The 15,781-nt window shown below is 41.8% G+C and carries 18 protein-coding genes; 2 read left to right on the top strand and 16 right to left on the bottom strand.

Going from position 1 to position 15,781, the window contains the following annotated elements:
* Window positions 1-56 precede the first annotated feature (56 nt).
* Entirely contained in the window at window positions 57-863 is an 807-nt protein-coding gene (locus tag E3E24_RS03205; protein WP_167915640.1) for a sugar phosphate isomerase/epimerase, read from the top strand.
* 3 nt (window positions 864-866) lie between these two features.
* Here the strand turns inward: E3E24_RS03205 and E3E24_RS03200 are convergent, their stop codons facing one another.
* The 4 genes from E3E24_RS03200 to E3E24_RS03185 form a co-directional block, all read right to left on the bottom strand.
* Complete coding sequence (locus E3E24_RS03200) at window positions 867-1,253, bottom strand: ribonuclease III family protein (protein ID WP_167915639.1); 387 nt, start codon at window positions 1,251-1,253, stop codon at window positions 867-869.
* A gap of 93 nt (window positions 1,254-1,346) precedes the next feature.
* Window positions 1,347-1,634 carry a DNA-directed RNA polymerase subunit L gene (locus E3E24_RS03195; RefSeq protein ID WP_167885600.1) on the bottom strand — a complete coding sequence of 96 codons (288 nt, stop codon included), beginning with the start codon at window positions 1,632-1,634 and terminating at the stop codon, window positions 1,347-1,349.
* Window positions 1,624-2,253, bottom strand: coding sequence for a DUF2067 family protein (locus E3E24_RS03190; protein WP_167885599.1), 630 nt, complete (start codon window positions 2,251-2,253; stop codon window positions 1,624-1,626). The genes E3E24_RS03195 and E3E24_RS03190 overlap by 11 nt, the downstream gene beginning before the upstream one ends.
* Window positions 2,254-2,268: 15 nt before the next feature.
* Window positions 2,269-2,868, bottom strand: coding sequence for an exosome complex RNA-binding protein Csl4 (locus E3E24_RS03185; RefSeq protein WP_167885598.1), 600 nt, complete (start codon window positions 2,866-2,868; stop codon window positions 2,269-2,271).
* A 124-nt stretch (window positions 2,869-2,992) separates the two neighbouring features.
* On the opposite strand from E3E24_RS03185, the gene E3E24_RS03180 reads away from it, so the two are divergent.
* Window positions 2,993-4,873: a threonine--tRNA ligase gene (locus E3E24_RS03180; protein ID WP_167915638.1), complete on the top strand. Its 1,881-nt coding sequence runs from the start codon at window positions 2,993-2,995 to the stop codon at window positions 4,871-4,873.
* On the opposite strand, the gene E3E24_RS03175 is transcribed toward E3E24_RS03180, so the two are convergent.
* From E3E24_RS03175 to ftsY, 12 genes are all read right to left on the bottom strand, one after another.
* Window positions 4,838-5,599: a hypothetical protein gene (locus E3E24_RS03175; RefSeq protein ID WP_167915637.1), complete on the bottom strand. Its 762-nt coding sequence runs from the start codon at window positions 5,597-5,599 to the stop codon at window positions 4,838-4,840. The genes E3E24_RS03180 and E3E24_RS03175 overlap by 36 nt on opposite strands.
* A 122-nt stretch (window positions 5,600-5,721) precedes the next feature.
* Window positions 5,722-6,396, bottom strand: coding sequence for a TBP-interacting protein (locus E3E24_RS03170; RefSeq protein ID WP_167915702.1), 675 nt, complete (start codon window positions 6,394-6,396; stop codon window positions 5,722-5,724).
* A 97-nt stretch (window positions 6,397-6,493) separates the two neighbouring features.
* Window positions 6,494-7,306 (bottom strand): GTP cyclohydrolase IV, encoded by an 813-nt coding sequence (locus E3E24_RS03165; protein ID WP_167885596.1) that lies wholly within the window; start codon window positions 7,304-7,306, stop codon window positions 6,494-6,496.
* 43 nt (window positions 7,307-7,349) lie between these two features.
* Window positions 7,350-8,180, bottom strand: coding sequence for a DUF4129 domain-containing protein (locus E3E24_RS03160; protein WP_240912524.1), 831 nt, complete (start codon window positions 8,178-8,180; stop codon window positions 7,350-7,352).
* A gap of 87 nt (window positions 8,181-8,267) precedes the next feature.
* Window positions 8,268-8,657 carry a DUF1699 family protein gene (locus tag E3E24_RS03155; RefSeq protein ID WP_167885595.1) on the bottom strand — a complete coding sequence of 130 codons (390 nt, stop codon included), beginning with the start codon at window positions 8,655-8,657 and terminating at the stop codon, window positions 8,268-8,270.
* Window positions 8,658-8,662: 5 nt separating this feature from the next.
* Window positions 8,663-9,913 carry a DUF530 family protein gene (locus E3E24_RS03150; protein ID WP_167915636.1) on the bottom strand — a complete coding sequence of 417 codons (1,251 nt, stop codon included), beginning with the start codon at window positions 9,911-9,913 and terminating at the stop codon, window positions 8,663-8,665.
* Complete coding sequence (locus E3E24_RS03145; RefSeq protein WP_167885593.1) at window positions 9,910-11,055, bottom strand: DNA topoisomerase IV subunit A; 1,146 nt, start codon at window positions 11,053-11,055, stop codon at window positions 9,910-9,912. The genes E3E24_RS03150 and E3E24_RS03145 overlap by 4 nt, the downstream gene beginning before the upstream one ends.
* Window positions 11,042-12,754: a DNA topoisomerase VI subunit B gene (gene top6B, locus E3E24_RS03140; RefSeq protein WP_167915635.1), complete on the bottom strand. Its 1,713-nt coding sequence runs from the start codon at window positions 12,752-12,754 to the stop codon at window positions 11,042-11,044. The genes E3E24_RS03145 and top6B overlap by 14 nt, the downstream gene beginning before the upstream one ends.
* A complete protein-coding gene (locus E3E24_RS03135; RefSeq protein WP_167915634.1) occupies window positions 12,741-13,409 on the bottom strand; it encodes a KH domain-containing protein in 669 nt (222 codons plus the stop codon). The genes top6B and E3E24_RS03135 overlap by 14 nt, the downstream gene beginning before the upstream one ends.
* A gap of 1 nt (window position 13,410) precedes the next feature.
* Window positions 13,411-14,181 (bottom strand): serine protein kinase RIO, encoded by a 771-nt coding sequence (locus E3E24_RS03130; RefSeq protein ID WP_167915633.1) that lies wholly within the window; start codon window positions 14,179-14,181, stop codon window positions 13,411-13,413.
* Between the two features lie 6 nt (window positions 14,182-14,187).
* A complete protein-coding gene (gene eif1A, locus E3E24_RS03125; RefSeq protein WP_167885589.1) occupies window positions 14,188-14,532 on the bottom strand; it encodes a translation initiation factor eIF-1A in 345 nt (114 codons plus the stop codon).
* Window positions 14,533-14,667: 135 nt separating this feature from the next.
* Window positions 14,668-15,570 carry a signal recognition particle-docking protein FtsY gene (ftsY, locus tag E3E24_RS03120; RefSeq protein WP_167885588.1) on the bottom strand — a complete coding sequence of 301 codons (903 nt, stop codon included), beginning with the start codon at window positions 15,568-15,570 and terminating at the stop codon, window positions 14,668-14,670.
* Between the last annotated feature and the right edge of the window lie 211 nt (window positions 15,571-15,781).

The raw sequence follows: 15,781 nt of genomic DNA, 5'->3' as shown, positions 1-15,781 counted from the left end.
AACCTAGAACATTAGATTTTTATAACAATCAAAGAAAACAAGGGCAGGTGTAGGAGATGGAGATTGGAGTTAGTATCTATCCTCACTTTGTGAACAAAGATAAAAGCTTGCCATCGGTTCTAGCTGATGTGAAAATTAAGAAGTACGACTTCGTTCAGATCTTTCCGCATGCTCTTGGGCTGATAAAAAATGGTGAAGTAGTTGAGAAGAAGCTCCGCCCCGTTGAGGCAGCATTAAAAGGTGTAGGGATAAACTACATAGTCAGAATGCCTCTCTCAGTTAACCTCAGAGATCACATTTACTATTCGAGACACTTCAAAGTCGCGAAAGCTGTAGTTGATGTTGCAATAAAGCTGGGGGCAAAAATCATAGTCATGCAGAGCGGAAAAACAGGGAGATTAGATCTGGAGATTGAAGCAATTCAGCAGCTGGCAGACATAGCGAGCAAGTTTGGAATCAAGATAGCCCTTGAGAACACATTCAGCGTCAAAGATACCCTCTATGTTGTGGATAATGTAGATAGAGAGAACGTCGGCTTTGCTTTAGACGTTGCTCACGCCTTTTTAAGCGCTCAAGGAGATGAGGACAAGCTCCTTGAAGACGTTAAACTGGGAACAGAGAAAACAATAATCCTAATGATTCACGACAATTTCGGAAAGCTCACACCCCAAGTTGAGCCAGAAGATGCTCTTGCCTATGGAGTTGGTGATCTACATCTCCTACCAGGTGAAGGCAAGATACCATTTGGAAAAGTCCTCAAGCTATTTGGAGAGGTCCCGCTGTTACTTAAAGTCAAAGACCCGGACAAATTTGCAAAGCTGCCTGACAAGCAGACATTGATTGAAATTCTGACAAACATTTAAAAATCAAAGTCCAAGCCTTTCTTTTATCACTTTTAAAAGCTCTCCAAAGGCAAGACCTATTATTTCCTTCCTTTTTGCAAAATGAACAACATCTGGGGTTAAGTTTTTCTTTATGATTTCAGCTGCCTCTTCAATCGATATCTTTTTCTCGAGCCATGCATAAGCTATTATAGCCTCAGCTATATCTCCTTTCCCATGCTTGTCCGTTCTTGGGGGAATCAAATGGGAAAGCTTGGCTATATCAAGAGCTAAGGCTAAAGAAGAATTCGGAACTCTACCAGCGGCTGGATATCCTAAATACTCGCTTAGGGCTAGGGAGAATATAAAATTAACCAAAGAATCGCCGAACTTTGAGAGGTTTTTGTCTGTGAAGTCTTTTGAGTATTTCATGTTTGGTTTGAAAATATGACTAAAACTTAAGCTTTTTGGTCGAAATTCCAGACCAAAATTTAAAAGATTTGGTCGAAAAAATGAGACCAAAAATCACTTTTTAACAGCCTTTTCCCAAACCTCAAGGGCTTCTTTAGCTCTGTCAAATATCTTTTGGGCAGCTTCCTCTAAAGCTTCCTCTGGGGTTATTTTGCCATCTGTAACAACTTTAAACTTTGGCTTTCTGGCAGCTAAGATTGGATGCTCAATTGTGTAGCCAGCAAATGTAACGTGCTTGTTCTCATGAAGAACTTCATTGAGAAGATTAGCAAATGTGTGGTCTTCTCCAACAAGGTAAAACTCCATTACATTCCCTTCGCGCTTGATAACCTCAATCTTCATTTCCCTCACCTATCAAATGCTTTAACATTATCTCCATAGCCTGCTCTTTGTTCTTCACAAGTTCGTATTTAAACTTATCCTCTTTGTACTCAGCTACTCCAAGCTCGATCATCAAGTCCAGAATCTCTTCTGGATCAATGTTAAAGACAACAGCTAAAGGTAACGCAACTTCCCTTATTTGCCTTGTGGTCTGGAGTGAAATGTCTGCGAGATATTCTCCAAGCTTCCTTGTTAGGGCAATTATTTCGTTCCAGGGCATTGATGTCTCAAGTTCATTGTCTTTAAATTCAACGGTTTCTCCAAGCAGCTCAAGTGTTTTCAGCAGAATTGGGGCTGAAATGCTGACACCCGCTTCTCTAAATATGTCATCGAGCGTGTATCTATACAGCCCGCGCTTGTTTGCATACAAGCGAGAACGAACTCTTCTGTGGATGTCCTTGATCTTATAAATGGCATCTCTAATTTCATCTTTAGTACCTTGAATGTTGATCTTTAGAGAGTTGAGCCTCCCATGAACATAAATAAAAGCGGGCAGATTAAGCTTCTGCAACTCCTTCATAAACTCTTCTTTTTCTATATCATCTTTTACATGGATAACGATTACTTTTTTGGCTTTCATGTCTCACACCATACACTAAGTTTTAATCTTTCTGTAAAGCGTTGAGAGTTTCCTAGTCTCAACGTTTCCACATCTAGGACATACAAGCTGATTACCCCTTCTTACAAGCGGAGTCTTGCATTTTGAGCATAATGCAAAGACAACTCCCAAATCCGGAGCTCTAGTTGTGAGCTGAATTGGGCTTTTTTCGTTAGTTAAAACCCTTGCCCTTACTATGTCTCCAATCTTAAACTCCTTGCTCATATCTTCAACAAAGCCGTCCTTAACTTGGGATATGTGAATGCCAGCAAGCTTTGAAGTTGCTATCTCCCTGTAATCCTCCCTTCCTTCAATCTTGAGAAGCTGGACAATCACAGCTTGAGGCTTCACTTCAATCACTTTTGCAATTACAACTTGCCCGACTTTTGGAATTGGAGGAGTATCTGTAACTGGAACTACGCTTATTTCCATCTTTTCTTGGTTTATCTTAACTTTTCCAGCTCTTGTTGCATAAAGCTCCCCATTTTCTTCAATGACACCATCTCCGGGAAGGAACTCCTCGATAACCCCAAGATAATCACCTGGAATAACAAAATCCCCATTTTTCGCTGATTCTTTCCTCTTATCTACATCCATTTCTCACACCCCAGTGAATTTTGATAGTCTAATCTTTTAAGCTTATGGGCACAGCATATACTTTATAAGGAAGCTCGGAAATTATTTTTAGTAAGTTTGTCAAAAGGCTTGGATGGTGGTAAGGATGAGAATGCTTCTAATCCACAGCGATTATCTTGAGTATGAAGTTAAAGACAAGGCTTTGAAAAAGCCCGAAGAGATAAGTGAAGAGCAAAAAAGAGGGAGGCTTGAGGAAGTTCTTGCTGTTTTTGTAAGCGTTGAGAAGGTTGACGAGCAAAATCCAGAAGAAGTTGTTGATAAGGCTATTGCTGAAATTAAAGATGTTGCTTCTCAAGTCAAGGCTCAAAACATATTTGTTTATCCATTCGCTCACTTAAGCAGTGAATTGGCTTCACCAGATGTTGCCCTCAAGATTCTCAAGGCAATTGAGGAGAAGCTCAAGGAAGAGGGCTTCAACGTTAAGAGGGCACCCTTTGGATACTACAAAGCGTTTAAGCTGAGTTGTAAAGGCCACCCATTGGCAGAGCTTTCAAGGACAGTAGTCCCAGGGGAGGCTAAGAAAGAGGAGGAGATCCCAGAGGCTCTGAAGAAAGAGGAAGAAGAGCTTGTCAGCTACTGGTATATTCTCACACCAGAAGGAGAGCTGATTGAGGTCGATAAATTTGACTTCACAGGGCATGAGAACCTCAAGAAGTTTGCAAACTACGAGATAAGTAAAAGCAGAATAGCAGAGAAGGAACCGCCTCACGTTAAGATAATGCTTGAGCAGGAGTTAGTTGATTATGAGCCAGGAAGTGACCCAGGAAACTTAAGATACTATCCAAAGGGAAGACTCATCAAGTCACTGCTTGAGCAGTATGTTACAGAGAAAGTTATAGAATACGGTGCCATGGAAGTTGAGACACCAATAATGTATGACTTTGAACACCCAGCTCTTGAAAAGTATCTGAACAGATTCCCAGCAAGGCAGTACATTGTCAAGAGCGGTGATAAGAAGTACTTCCTTAGGTTTGCCGCTTGCTTTGGTCAGTTCCTCATAAAGAAAGATGCAACAATAAGCTACAAGCACTTGCCATTGAGAATGTATGAGCTCACAAGATATTCCTTCAGAAGAGAGAAGAGAGGCGAGCTAAGCGGTCTCAGAAGACTTAGAGCATTCACAATGCCGGATATGCACACAGTCGCTAAGGACTTAAAGCAGGCAATGGAGGAGTTTAAGAAGCAGTATAAGTTAAGCATGGAAGTTCTTAAGGGCGTTGGATTAACACCAGAAGATTATGAAGTTGCAATAAGATTCACAGAGGACTTCTGGAACGAGAACAAGGACTTCATAGTTGAATTAGTAAGAATTATTGGAAAACCAGTCCTAATTGAGATGTGGAAGCAAAGGTTCTTCTACTTCATCCTCAAGTTCGAGTTCAACTTCGTTGACAACTTAGACAAAGCTGCAGCTTTAAGCACAGTGCAGATTGATGTTGAAAACGCCCAGAGATTTGGAATCACATACTATGATGAGGATGGAAAAGAAAAGTACCCGCTCATACTCCACTGCTCGCCGAGCGGTGCAATTGAAAGAGTGATGTACGCGATACTTGAAAAGCAGGCAAAGCTTAGAAATCAAGGAAAGAAGCCAATGTATCCTCTCTGGCTCAGTCCAATACAAGTTAGGGTTATTCCAGTTAGCGAAGATTATCTCGACTACGCCCTCTACATTGCAGGAAAGCTTGAGGGTGCAAAGATTAGGGTAGATGTTGACGACACAAGTGATAGATTGACAAAGAAGATTAGAAAAGCGGAGAAAGAGTGGATTCCATACATTATTGTAGTTGGTGAAAACGAGAAGAGACAAGGCATTATTACTGTCAGAAAGAGAGAAGACGGCAAGCAGTACGAGATGCAGCTTGAGGACTTAATAAAAGAGATAAGACAGAAGACAGAAGGCTTCCCATACAAGCCAAGGCCTCTACCGTTACTGCTTTCTCAGAGACCCAAGTTCAGGGGTTAGTTTCTTTACCCTTAGTCTTTCAGCTTTTCTTTCTCCCACTGTTGTCAACAGATAAGTCGTTGGTTCAAAGTCCTCCTCTGGAGCTCTTATCAAATGCAGAAACTCCATTATCTTGTCATCTCTAAATTCAGAACGCACCACAAGGGCGTAATCACTTATACCAACAACCCAGGCAGTGAAGCGCTTTGAGACTACATCACTGTTTATGGGCAGAATCAGAATTGAGCCTTTGAGGAGTTTAGATTTTGCTGCTATTGTCTGGTTGAGCAACTTCAGTGTTACGTTTTCTCCAAGAATCAATGTAGCTCCATCTAGTGTGTATATGAGGCGAACAACTTTGCGGTTATTAATCATTGGAAGAATATGATCCCTATACATAGAATCGATTTTTGGATTTATGGTTTCAGGATCAACGTTATCAAGATAGAATACATTCTTGTATCTTTCCCTTACCCCGTATCGTGAGCCAAAGATGTCAAAAATTACTAAGTTGTTGCTGTTAAGCTCGCTCCACATATCGGTCCCGACTAGGTTGAGGGACTTAGCAAGATGAGATAGAGTTTGATTGTAGTTTGATATTATCCCGAGCTTTCCCTTTTCGAGAGCTTTCTTCAATAAAGAAAGCCCGATCATCCATCCTGTCGAATGGACATCATAGACTATCGTTATCACAGAGTCCTCTGGAACGTCCCTGAATATGACGTCGATGAGAGCCCCTTCATTCATACTCACCACCATAAAATAAAATATACCATTTATTTTTAAATCTCTTATGCATTGTCCTTTAAAGAACATGCGGATAGTAAAAATTAAGATTAAATAAACTTGACAAAAATTCAAAAACTACTTTAAGATTTAAAGCTCTCGAGGGTTTCCTTGATGAAATCCCTAGCCTCTTCACTGAGCATCTCTTCTTTAACTTCTCGACCATACTTGTCATAAACCTTGCCTTCAATCAAGTTTATCTCAAACACATCGTACACCATCTCGTCTTTATCCTCAATCTTAATTCCATGGCTCTTCAAGTGGCTTCTCACGCTGTCGATGTCAACGTATTTGCCACATACTTCACACTTGTAAAACTGCCAGAACACAAAGTCTTGGCCAATTGTCATGCTGTTCTTCAAGTGCTCGATGAATCTGCCACCTAAGTATTCATAGAAGTCCTCTTGAATGAGCTCCCCATCTTGCCCAACAACCTTAAATCCTCTCCACACTATGTGATCGTTTATATCCACGAGCGTTCCTTTGAGGAATTTTGACGTCATGATGAATGTTCCGTTGTAAATGTAAAATGTGTTTTTGTCCGGGACAACCACTATGTCGAGGCCTTCTCCTTCTTTCACTTCACTTAACTTCTCTGCTTCTTCTTTGCTGTTCGCAACTCGAATCCTGATTTTTAGGTTGCTCTTTTTGTGTCTCCCGAGTATCTTGTCCTCACTCAAGTCCCAGTGATAATCGTCCAGCATTCTAATTCTGGAGTAAACTTTCCTAATCCTTGAATCCAGCTCACTGTACTTCACAACCACCACCCAAGAGAGAATAGGGATTGGGATTAATAAGTCTTCCCGGAAAACTTTAAAAAGGGATAATAAAGACAGAGAGGGCAAGAATGCTCCCTTAATACCAAGTCTCAGCTATCACATCATGCTTGTGAATGCTCTCCAAACTGATGACTTTTACATGAATTCTGCCTTTAAAGCGCTGTTTTGCTTTGAATATTATCTCTCTAGCAACATCTTCCACGAACTTAGGATTCTGATACATCCTCTGGACAACAGCGTTCTCGTCAACTGTCTTGAGAAGTGTATATGTCGGAGAGCTGAAGGAGCTTTCAACGACTTCAATCATGTCCTCAAGGGGTATTTCCTCATCAAAGTTGGTCTTTATCTCGAGAGTTGCTATCGCTCTCTGGATATGGGTTTTTCCTTGATTGTTTGCCATTGCATGCGGGCAGGCAGTGTTCCCTATAACTGTAACTCTAAGCACTTTTTCGAGCTTCCCTTTTATCTCGTCCTTTATCACTCCAACCTCAACATCATAGGTTTCCAAGCTCGTTCTTTTGCTTACAGGGGTTTCTTTTCCAATAATTAGATGCGTTTTTATCCATATTTCAGCTCTTTTATGCGGATGCTTTTTCTCTAAGCGCTTGATTATGGCAAGCTCAAGCTCCTCAAGGGAGGAGTGAACTCTACTCACTTCTTCTTCCACTGCTTCGCTCATCGTTTCTGTTATGCTCTCCACGAGACGGCTCATGTGTATTCCCTTTTTCTCCTCTGGAACATCAATTGTAATTTCAAATGTTGGAATAAATGTGTAGAGCTTTCCTTTCCAGTTGATCTTTGCCACAGTTCTGAGATTCGTTATCCCAACCCTATGAAGCTTCTCCCTAATCTCCGGAACTTCCTCTTGAGTTTCAAAAATCTCGCTCATTTTTATCACCGCTAGGTTAGGCTAAACAATTGGCTTTTTAACTCTATCTCAAGAATTTCATCAAATTGTCATAACTTTTCTTTGCAATGTCTATATCTTCACCGCTGAGCTTTTTGGCATATTTTGCTTTCTCAAATATCCTCGTAAGCGCGTGCAAATCCTCTAAATCCTCAAAAATATTTCTTAGCTTTTCTTCATGCTCCCAATGGGTCCAGCTCTTTTGATAGGGGTAGCCCTTCAAAACGAGGCCAGCAACAACGTTCTTGTACATCTTTATTATCCTCTCCTCCGGCGTTCCTTCAATTGTATCAAAGGTCATCTGGGGGTTAAATCTGTGAAGCTCGCCCATAACTACGGCGTGCTTTCTCCGTCTTTTAACTGCGGTTAAAACAATAAGAGCGGCAATAAGGAGAGGGATTACATACATATACAAGGGTAGAGGTTTGTAGTAAACCATAACAGTCTGATTAAGCCCAAAGCTCATAATCCATTTTGGATACCTTATAAGAGGAGCCTCTCCGCGAGGTAAATAGCGAGGTTTAGCTGTGAGGATGAGGTAAACGGCAACAACAAGTGCAAACAGAGTAATAAATTCGGCCACATTCCTCCATTTACTCTTCTTCCTTGGAAGTCTTTCACCTGAAATGCCGGTTTCAAAGAGGAATCTCAATGCAATGCTCATTGCTATAAAGAAAAAGAACCCCCATGCTAGGTATATCCACTCGATATTAAACGATGAAGCCTCCGACCTAATTGTATATCTGTAGAGCAATGAGAACAGGAGGATTATAAGCAAAAAGACAAGGGTGTGTCTTACAATATCAACTGTCTTTGGATGTTTGGGATTTTTCCTGTAAAATCTAGTGTTTCTCAAAGGATGCAGCTCTGATTTTTCTCTATTGGGCACCATATGATAAACACACCGATGTATGCTTAGGTTTTAAAACCTAAAAATTTTCTGTTATCTCCCGTTAATCATGTAGTACAAAGTTCTCAAGGGAATCCCGAGCTCTCTGCTGATTTCTTTTGGGGTTTTTCCCTTCTTCATAAGCTCTCTGATCTGGAGGAGAACGGCTTCATCATATTTCCTTGGTCTTCCTCTCGATTTCTTTATGGGGATAATATCAATGCCCATCTGTCTGAGGGCTTTTATAACTCTCTTTGAGACTTTTGGATATAGACTTGGGGGACAGCCGATGACCCTTACATTTGGAGCATTCTCCAGAATTCTCACAAGGATTTCTTTAGTTGGTCGCAGATTGATGTAGACTTCTCTCACATTTTCGTTGAGCATCTCATCTATTTTCCTCAAAAGCTCCTCATTGTTTCTCGCCTTTATCTCAACTCTCACACCTCTCACCCCTGGAGAAGCTCCAAAAATCTCTTTGCTTTATCGCTCTTCGGCATGAATTTCTCAAACTTCTCAACATTCGTGAACAGAGACGTGTGAAGTCCAGACAAGACGAGCTTCCTAATTGCTTCAACGAGCTTATCTAAATCCAGCCCAAGCAGCTCTGCAACTTTTTCCTCATCAAATGGACTGATTCCATACAGTATTGCTCCACCAAGGAGGTAGTTGGGAATATTTGAAATTTCGCTTCTCTTTCCACTGAGCATCTTCTCGATCTCACACTTTTGAATTATCATCATGCTTCCAAAACCTGTCCTAAACCCTTTCTCCTTCATAAATGGCAGATCAAAAATTGAATAGTGACAGTCAATGCAGAGCTTAATGTCTGGATAAAGTCCAAGACTTTCCCTTTCTTTTTCGGAGGTTAGGAAATAATACCTAAACAAGTCAAGACCAAGAAGTTCTGGACCCTTTTCTGGGTCAAATGCTGAATAGGCCAAAGCCAGGTTATCAACGGTGTAATGATTGTTTATGAGAACTCCTTTTGTTTTCACATAGCTCAAAACTCTCCAGCGGAAGCGCTTTCCAAACCTCTGCTTGAGCTCGCTCTCTATGTCTGCATCCGTTGGAAGATCAATCTTCGTCTTCTTCAGCCTTCCTTTTTCCCAATATTCAACTTCAATCCTAAAGCTCTTCTTTCTAACAACACCTTTTTCCCTAAGCTTTGACTTTATGAGCTTAAATGCCTCTCTAACCTCAATGCTTTCCTGACCGAGAAGCTTCAACACATCGCCAGAGTATGCTAGATGAGGTAGAATTTCGAGTCTTCCAAGAGTAAAGGGTTTTTTAACAACTTTTATCTTCTTAAGCTCTTCGTGCTTTTTGATTGTTTTTACATCTATTTCTCTATTTCCGATGTAGAAGGAGTAGTTCGCTGAAATCAACGCCAAAGCCATTTTATGTGCTACTATTGCGCTCCTAAGCCTCTCAAGGGCTAGAATCCTGTTGTGCTTCTTCTTATACAGCCACCTTATATGAGGATCCTTTTCTTTCTTGTCTATACCCCTGACTGAAGGGACAGTTTCCCCAACCCTTCTCGACAGCTCTTCTTCAAAGTCTCTCAAGATCTCCATATTCCTGTTTAGGTAGAAAACGAGAGAGGGGATGTCAAAACTCTCAAATAACCCAGCCATATCAATTCCAATGTCGTCCAAAATCTTGTTAACCTGACCGACCAGCTCTTCGGTGGTCGTCATGGCAACAACTCCTCGTTTGCAATTTTTTCAGGCAGATACTTCTTAGCAACGAACTCCAAACTCTTATTTGCTAAAGCCTGCTGCTCAATTCTGACGCCCCACTCTAAAGCCAGCTTTAATTGCCTCTGCCACTCCTTGTTCTTGAACCACGGATAGTTCATTTCCTCGATGATTCTCTTATAATCTCCAGTTGGACCGCCCTTCTTATTTGGCGGAATTCCCTTGAGCTTTTCTGTAACGTTTTCTAAGCCATATTTCTTAATGTCATCCATAGTCATTCCGACGAACTTTGCTTCAGGCGTTGCAAGCTTCTCGCTGAGGTAAGCGAGGTTAATTGAACCCTGCTTTATTGTTGAGTAGATGTACCAACCGTATGGATCTCCATCTGTAAAGACTATTATCGGCAAGCCCTCTTCATAGTGCAGACGGTGGATTAATCTTCTCACACCTCTTGAAGCCTGTCCTTGAGTTGCAATGATTAGAGCCCTTTCCCTCTTAGGGAACTTTTCTTCAATCAGACGGTCAGCCATAGCTGCTGTCTCTACAACCAATGCGTAATCAACGTTGATATCAACGAACTGGATGTGCTCAACTGTTCCTGGAACAGCCCAGCCACCCATACCGAGCTTTGAAGTGTTGAACTCGTCTTCACCATCTCTGATTGTTATGTCTCCGTAAACGTAACCTCTTCTGTCAGCAGTTAAGTGCATCTCTTCTCTTAAGACGCCAAGCATTCTCTCCAAGTCTTCAATAACTGGATCGCTCTCGCTCTGGTCTTCAAATGTGTTTTCCTTAGTCCCTGGGATTGTGTGCTTGTTGGCATAGTAGGCTTCTCTCAAGCTTGCGTGCTTTCCTTCGCTCACTAATCTTTTCACGTAAGCTGCTATGAGCAAGGTCTGCATGAACTTTCTAGCGTGAGCAACGTTGAGGAAGTATCTCCTTGAGAGCTTATCTCCCATTCTGATGACTCTCTTGACCTCATCAAAGTAAACGTTGTTCAATCCTCTGGTCGGTATGTCGAAGTAGGGGTTCTTCCCCTGTTTAACTTCCTCGAGGATTTCTTTTCCAAGCTCTTCCAATTTGCGGAGAACCTTCTGTGGATCGTAGCCAAAACGCTCCTTTGGCTTTTCACGCTTCAGCATCTGCTTCAACCTCCACTGATTGTTCTAATGCTTCCTCAACACTTTCAAACTTCTTCTCAATCAAGCTGATGAAGTATTCCTTGATCTTCTCCTCAGGCTCGCCTGTTAAGATGCTCAAAGCTCTCGCTATTTCCGGAACATATTTTTGGAGTGTTTTCTTCCTTTTGACTTGATACAATCTCCTATGCTTACCGCTCAGATAAGTTTGCAGTCTCCTTGCGGCTTCCATTATGGCTAATCTTATCTCATCATAAATCTCGTCTTCATTGGCTATGCTCTGCTTTCCTGTTGAGGTGTAAGGAACGTGGACGCTGATGACATTAATCAAAAGTGTCAGAGGTGCTCTGTCTAAGTCCTCAACCTTGTAGCGCTTCCAGTCCACACTGCGGGCAGCCATTGTTGTTACACATGCACCTGCATCGAATAATAAGGGAACTCTGTTAGCATATCTGAGCAGATTAAATGAGCTCTCAAGCTCACCACCATATGCTAAACCAACCTCAACTTGGAAGGGGATTCCACCTCTGTAAACTTTAGGCGGCCTTGTAACTGCAGTTACAAATTCTGGCTTGAGGATTCCAGTGAGACCTTTAACGATGTTCTCCTCCCCAATTGGCCTCAAGCCGTGAGTTGGAGGTGCCAAGAACTTCATGTATTTGAATGCTTCAACTATCTCCTCAGCTTCATGCCAGCTGAGCTTCTCTGGCGGTTTTTCCATGAGGTTTTGAACCTCTTTGATTACCTTCTTCGCCCTTCTTCCATAGCGTCTCAGAATTAAATCCACTTCTCCTTTAGCCAACCTTTCAAAAAGCTCGTCTTTTATTTTCTTGTCCTCTTCGCTGTTGATAAGCCTAATTGCAGCTATGTATTTGATGAGTTCATCTATCTTCTTGTCGCTGATTCTTGAGAACTCAGAAATCAAAAATCTCTTCACTGTGTTCTTCCTCGTCTTCTTTGCCATTCTGTAGACGTCATCTGTCATAACTCCCTTCGGATGCGGCTTCATCTCAACTGGAGGCTTTGGAATTTCTTCACTTGAGCGTGGGAAAACAATGAGCTTTCCATCTGGTTCAATCAATTCAATGTGAGCGTGAGGATTAGCTATAGCTGTGAGCTTGAGATACCAGAAGACGCCTTGCTTTGAGCGGACATACTTAACGTTCTTAACCTCCAGCTCTATCCTCGTACCTCTCCAGCCAGTTGTATTCTTATGCTTAATCTTCTTGACAATTTTACCCTCATTCTTTTCAACATCAATCTTAACCCAAGCCTCGATTATCTCATCGCCACCCGTTGAAGTTATTACGCGTGTTGCCTTTCCGCTCGTAATCTGGGCAAACATGACTGCACCGCTGATACCAATACCCTGCTGACCTCTGCTTTGAATGTTTCTATGAGCTTTGGTTCCAGCGAGCATCTTTCCAAAAACGTGGGTTATGAACTTCTCTGGAATTCCTGGTCCGTTGTCCTCGACGATTATTTTGTAATGCTCCCTTCCAAGCTCCTCTATTTCAACCCTCACATAAGGCAAAATTCCTGCTTCTTCACATGCATCCAAGGAATTCGTGACTGCCTCATGAACAACTGTGGTTAAAGAACGAATCTTTCCAGTGTAACCTAACATTGCGGCGTTTCTTCTAAAGAATTCGCTGACACTCTGAATTTTAAATTCTTTAAAGAGTTCTTTAGCCTTTGCCATAATAAACGCCTCCTTCAAGCTCTAAATCCTTCTTTCTCCTTTCGAGATACTTATACACCGTTCCATGTGGGGAACCCTTCGCCAGCTTTTCTATAGCAGTCTTGGCGATTTCAACTTGAATAGGGTTCCCGATGATAGCAACTGTTTTACCGTAAACACTAATATCAGCACCGCTCATTTCCTCAATAATCTCTCTTGTTCTTCCTTTTCTACCGATTATCCTACCCCTAATTCTCGGCAAAGCATTCTTTTCGTTTCCAATGATTATATCGCTCAAGTTAATTATTTCAAGAACTTCACCGTCGTTGAACAAACGGAAAGCTCTCTCTGGAGAAAATCCTCTACCAATAGCCATTACAACATCTCTCGCTTTCCAAACTGCTAATGGGTCGTCTGTTTTTTCAGTTGAACTTATAAACACCTCACCAGTTTCGCTGTCCACCTCTATTCTGGTCTTTGTAATTTCCTCGATCTTTCTTTTGGTTGAGCCTTTCTTTCCGATGAGAACTCCAATTCTCTCCTTTGGAATTCTCACAAATTCTTCCTGCTCACCAAAGGTCCCATAATATACGCTCTCCTCAAATTCACTCTTCTTCTCGCCTTCTTTGTCTACATACTCATACTTTTTGAGCAGCTTATCAAACTCCTCTCCCATATCAATCACCCGTCAGCTCTTTGAACTTCTCCTCAAGGTCATCAACAGCAACCCCTTTCTTACCGAAGTAATTGATGATATTCCTCAAATCACGGTAAAGCAGCGTTAGGGACATTCTATTCCTCTTCACAGTTGCCTGAGACCAGTCAATTATCACGGGCTTTTCCCAAATTAGGATGTTATACTCGCTTAAATCACCGTGAACCATATCTCCCCTCTTCCAGAGCCTCTCTATTGCACTCATCGAAAACTCATAAAGCTCTTCAAAGTCCTTTTTTTCTAATACCTTTTCCACATCCTTTAAACGAGGTGCTGGATTTTCATCCCCAATAAACTCCATTATCAAGATGTTATTGCGGAAGGCAATCGGTTCTGGGGCTCTAACTGCATACTTCATAGCTCTCTGCAGATTTTTGAATTCCCTCCTTGTCCACACAAAGACGAGCTTTCTTATATCCTTTGGAAGGTACCCGACTCTTGGGTCAGCCGCTAAATACTCCCAAATCCTTCTGAATTCCGTTGTATAGGTGCGGTAAATTTTGATGGCTATTTTATTGCCTTTGCTGTCCACTCCCATAAAGACATTTGCTTCTTTACCTGTTGAGATTACCCCTAAAAGCTGCTCTATTTTACCCCTTCTGTGGAAGTAGCTTAAAGTCTCAACAGTCGTTTTGTCAAAGACTTCGCTAAAGACTTTGAACAGTTCACTGTCTTTTTCCCTACGCTCATCCAAGCCCAAAATCTCTGCAATCTCTCTATCTAACCTCTCCATAGAACATCACAGCACTAATCCGCCAGTTAAGAACTCTTGGCTTATCTTTCCTTTTCTTATAAGCCAGTCAACTTGAGTTTTTGTGTATCTATACACAATGTCGCCTCTCTTGTCTGTTTGGACGGGCCAAGGCTGGACTATCACTAAGTCGCCGACCTTAATCCACATTCTCCTCTTAAGCCTTCCTGGAATTCTGCATCTTCTGATCTTTCCGTCTTCACATCTAACGTCCATCCACCCAGCTCCTAAAGCCTGCTCAACAACTCCAAAGAGTTGGTTCCCTTCTGGGAGTGGGACTCTAATAACTTCGTCACCTTCAACTTTCCTATTATCTCTTTTTGGCTTAGCCATGAGCATCACCTCACAGTGATTAAACTTATGCATTTATAAGCATAAGCCTTGCAAAAATTTTCCACAAAAACATAGATGAAAGAGTTTAAAAATTTTTGCATGAATAAAATTGGGCATAAAACTAAAAGTGAAAACTCACTCCCCAAAGATTTTCTCAATCATCCACTTTTCATCGAACTCTTTTAGGTCGCCATAGCCTTGTCCAATGCCCACAAAGAGTATTGGTGCTCCAATTGCGTGACTTATGCTTAAAGCTGCACCACCTCTTGCATCAGCATCGAGCTTTGTTAAAATGACTCCGTCTATTCTTACTGCCTCATTGAATTGCCTCGCTTGCTCAATTATAGCATTTCCAGCTAGAGCGTCTCCAACGAAAATAACTAAATCGGGCTTTGTAACTCTAACAATCTTTTTCATCTCATCCATGAGGTTTCGATTCAGCTCATTTCTCCCAGCTGTGTCGACCAAAACAACGTCAATGCCCCTTGCTTTTGCGTGCTGGATTGCATCATATGCCACAGCCGCTGGATCAGCTCCATAGCGGTGCTTGATTATCTTAACGCCAACTCTCCTTGCGTGCTCCTCTACCTGCTCAATTGCCCCAGCTCTAAATGTATCACTTGCCGCTATCACTACACTTAAGCCATGTTTCTTGAGCCAATGAGCAAGCTTAGCTATCGTTGTCGTCTTTCCAGAGCCGTTAAAGCCGACAAAAACTATGACAAAGGGCTTCTCTTTCTTTGATTTTATCATCTCAAGAAGGTTGATTTTCCTCTCGGGTGTGAGGACTTCAAGAACGGCTTTTCTTACAGCGTCCTCAACGAGCTTTCTTTTATCAGTTCCAATCTTGACTTTCTGCCCAACCAGCTGCTGCTTGATTTTCTCCTTCAGCTCCTCAACGACTTCTAAAGCAACATCTGCTTCAAGAAGTTCCAGCTCCAAATCCCATAAAGCTTCTTCAACATCTTTTTCCTTTATCTCGGTCTGAGCAACTTTGTTGACGAATGAGCTTAACTTTTCTTTGAGCTTTCTAAACATATCCCACCACCAGAATTGAATTGGGTGGGAGGTTTATAAGGCTTCTCAGCATTCAGTGGATACTGTTAGGATAAGCAGGGAGGGTTAGACTTTAGGTTTCTGATACTACTTCAGAAAGGTGAGACTTGGAAGGCCTCAGCTACCGCCGAGTCACAGAAATACTAGAGATCAGCTATGTGACAGTCTAGGAAATAGTGCAGAAGTTTGTAAA

Origin of the sequence: Thermococcus sp. LS2, assembly GCF_012027375.1 — an archaeon.
GTDB lineage: Archaea > Methanobacteriota_B > Thermococci > Thermococcales > Thermococcaceae > Thermococcus_B.
The sequence above is the reverse complement of the archived record's forward strand: the minus strand, read 5'-3'. Positions and strand labels throughout refer to the sequence as shown.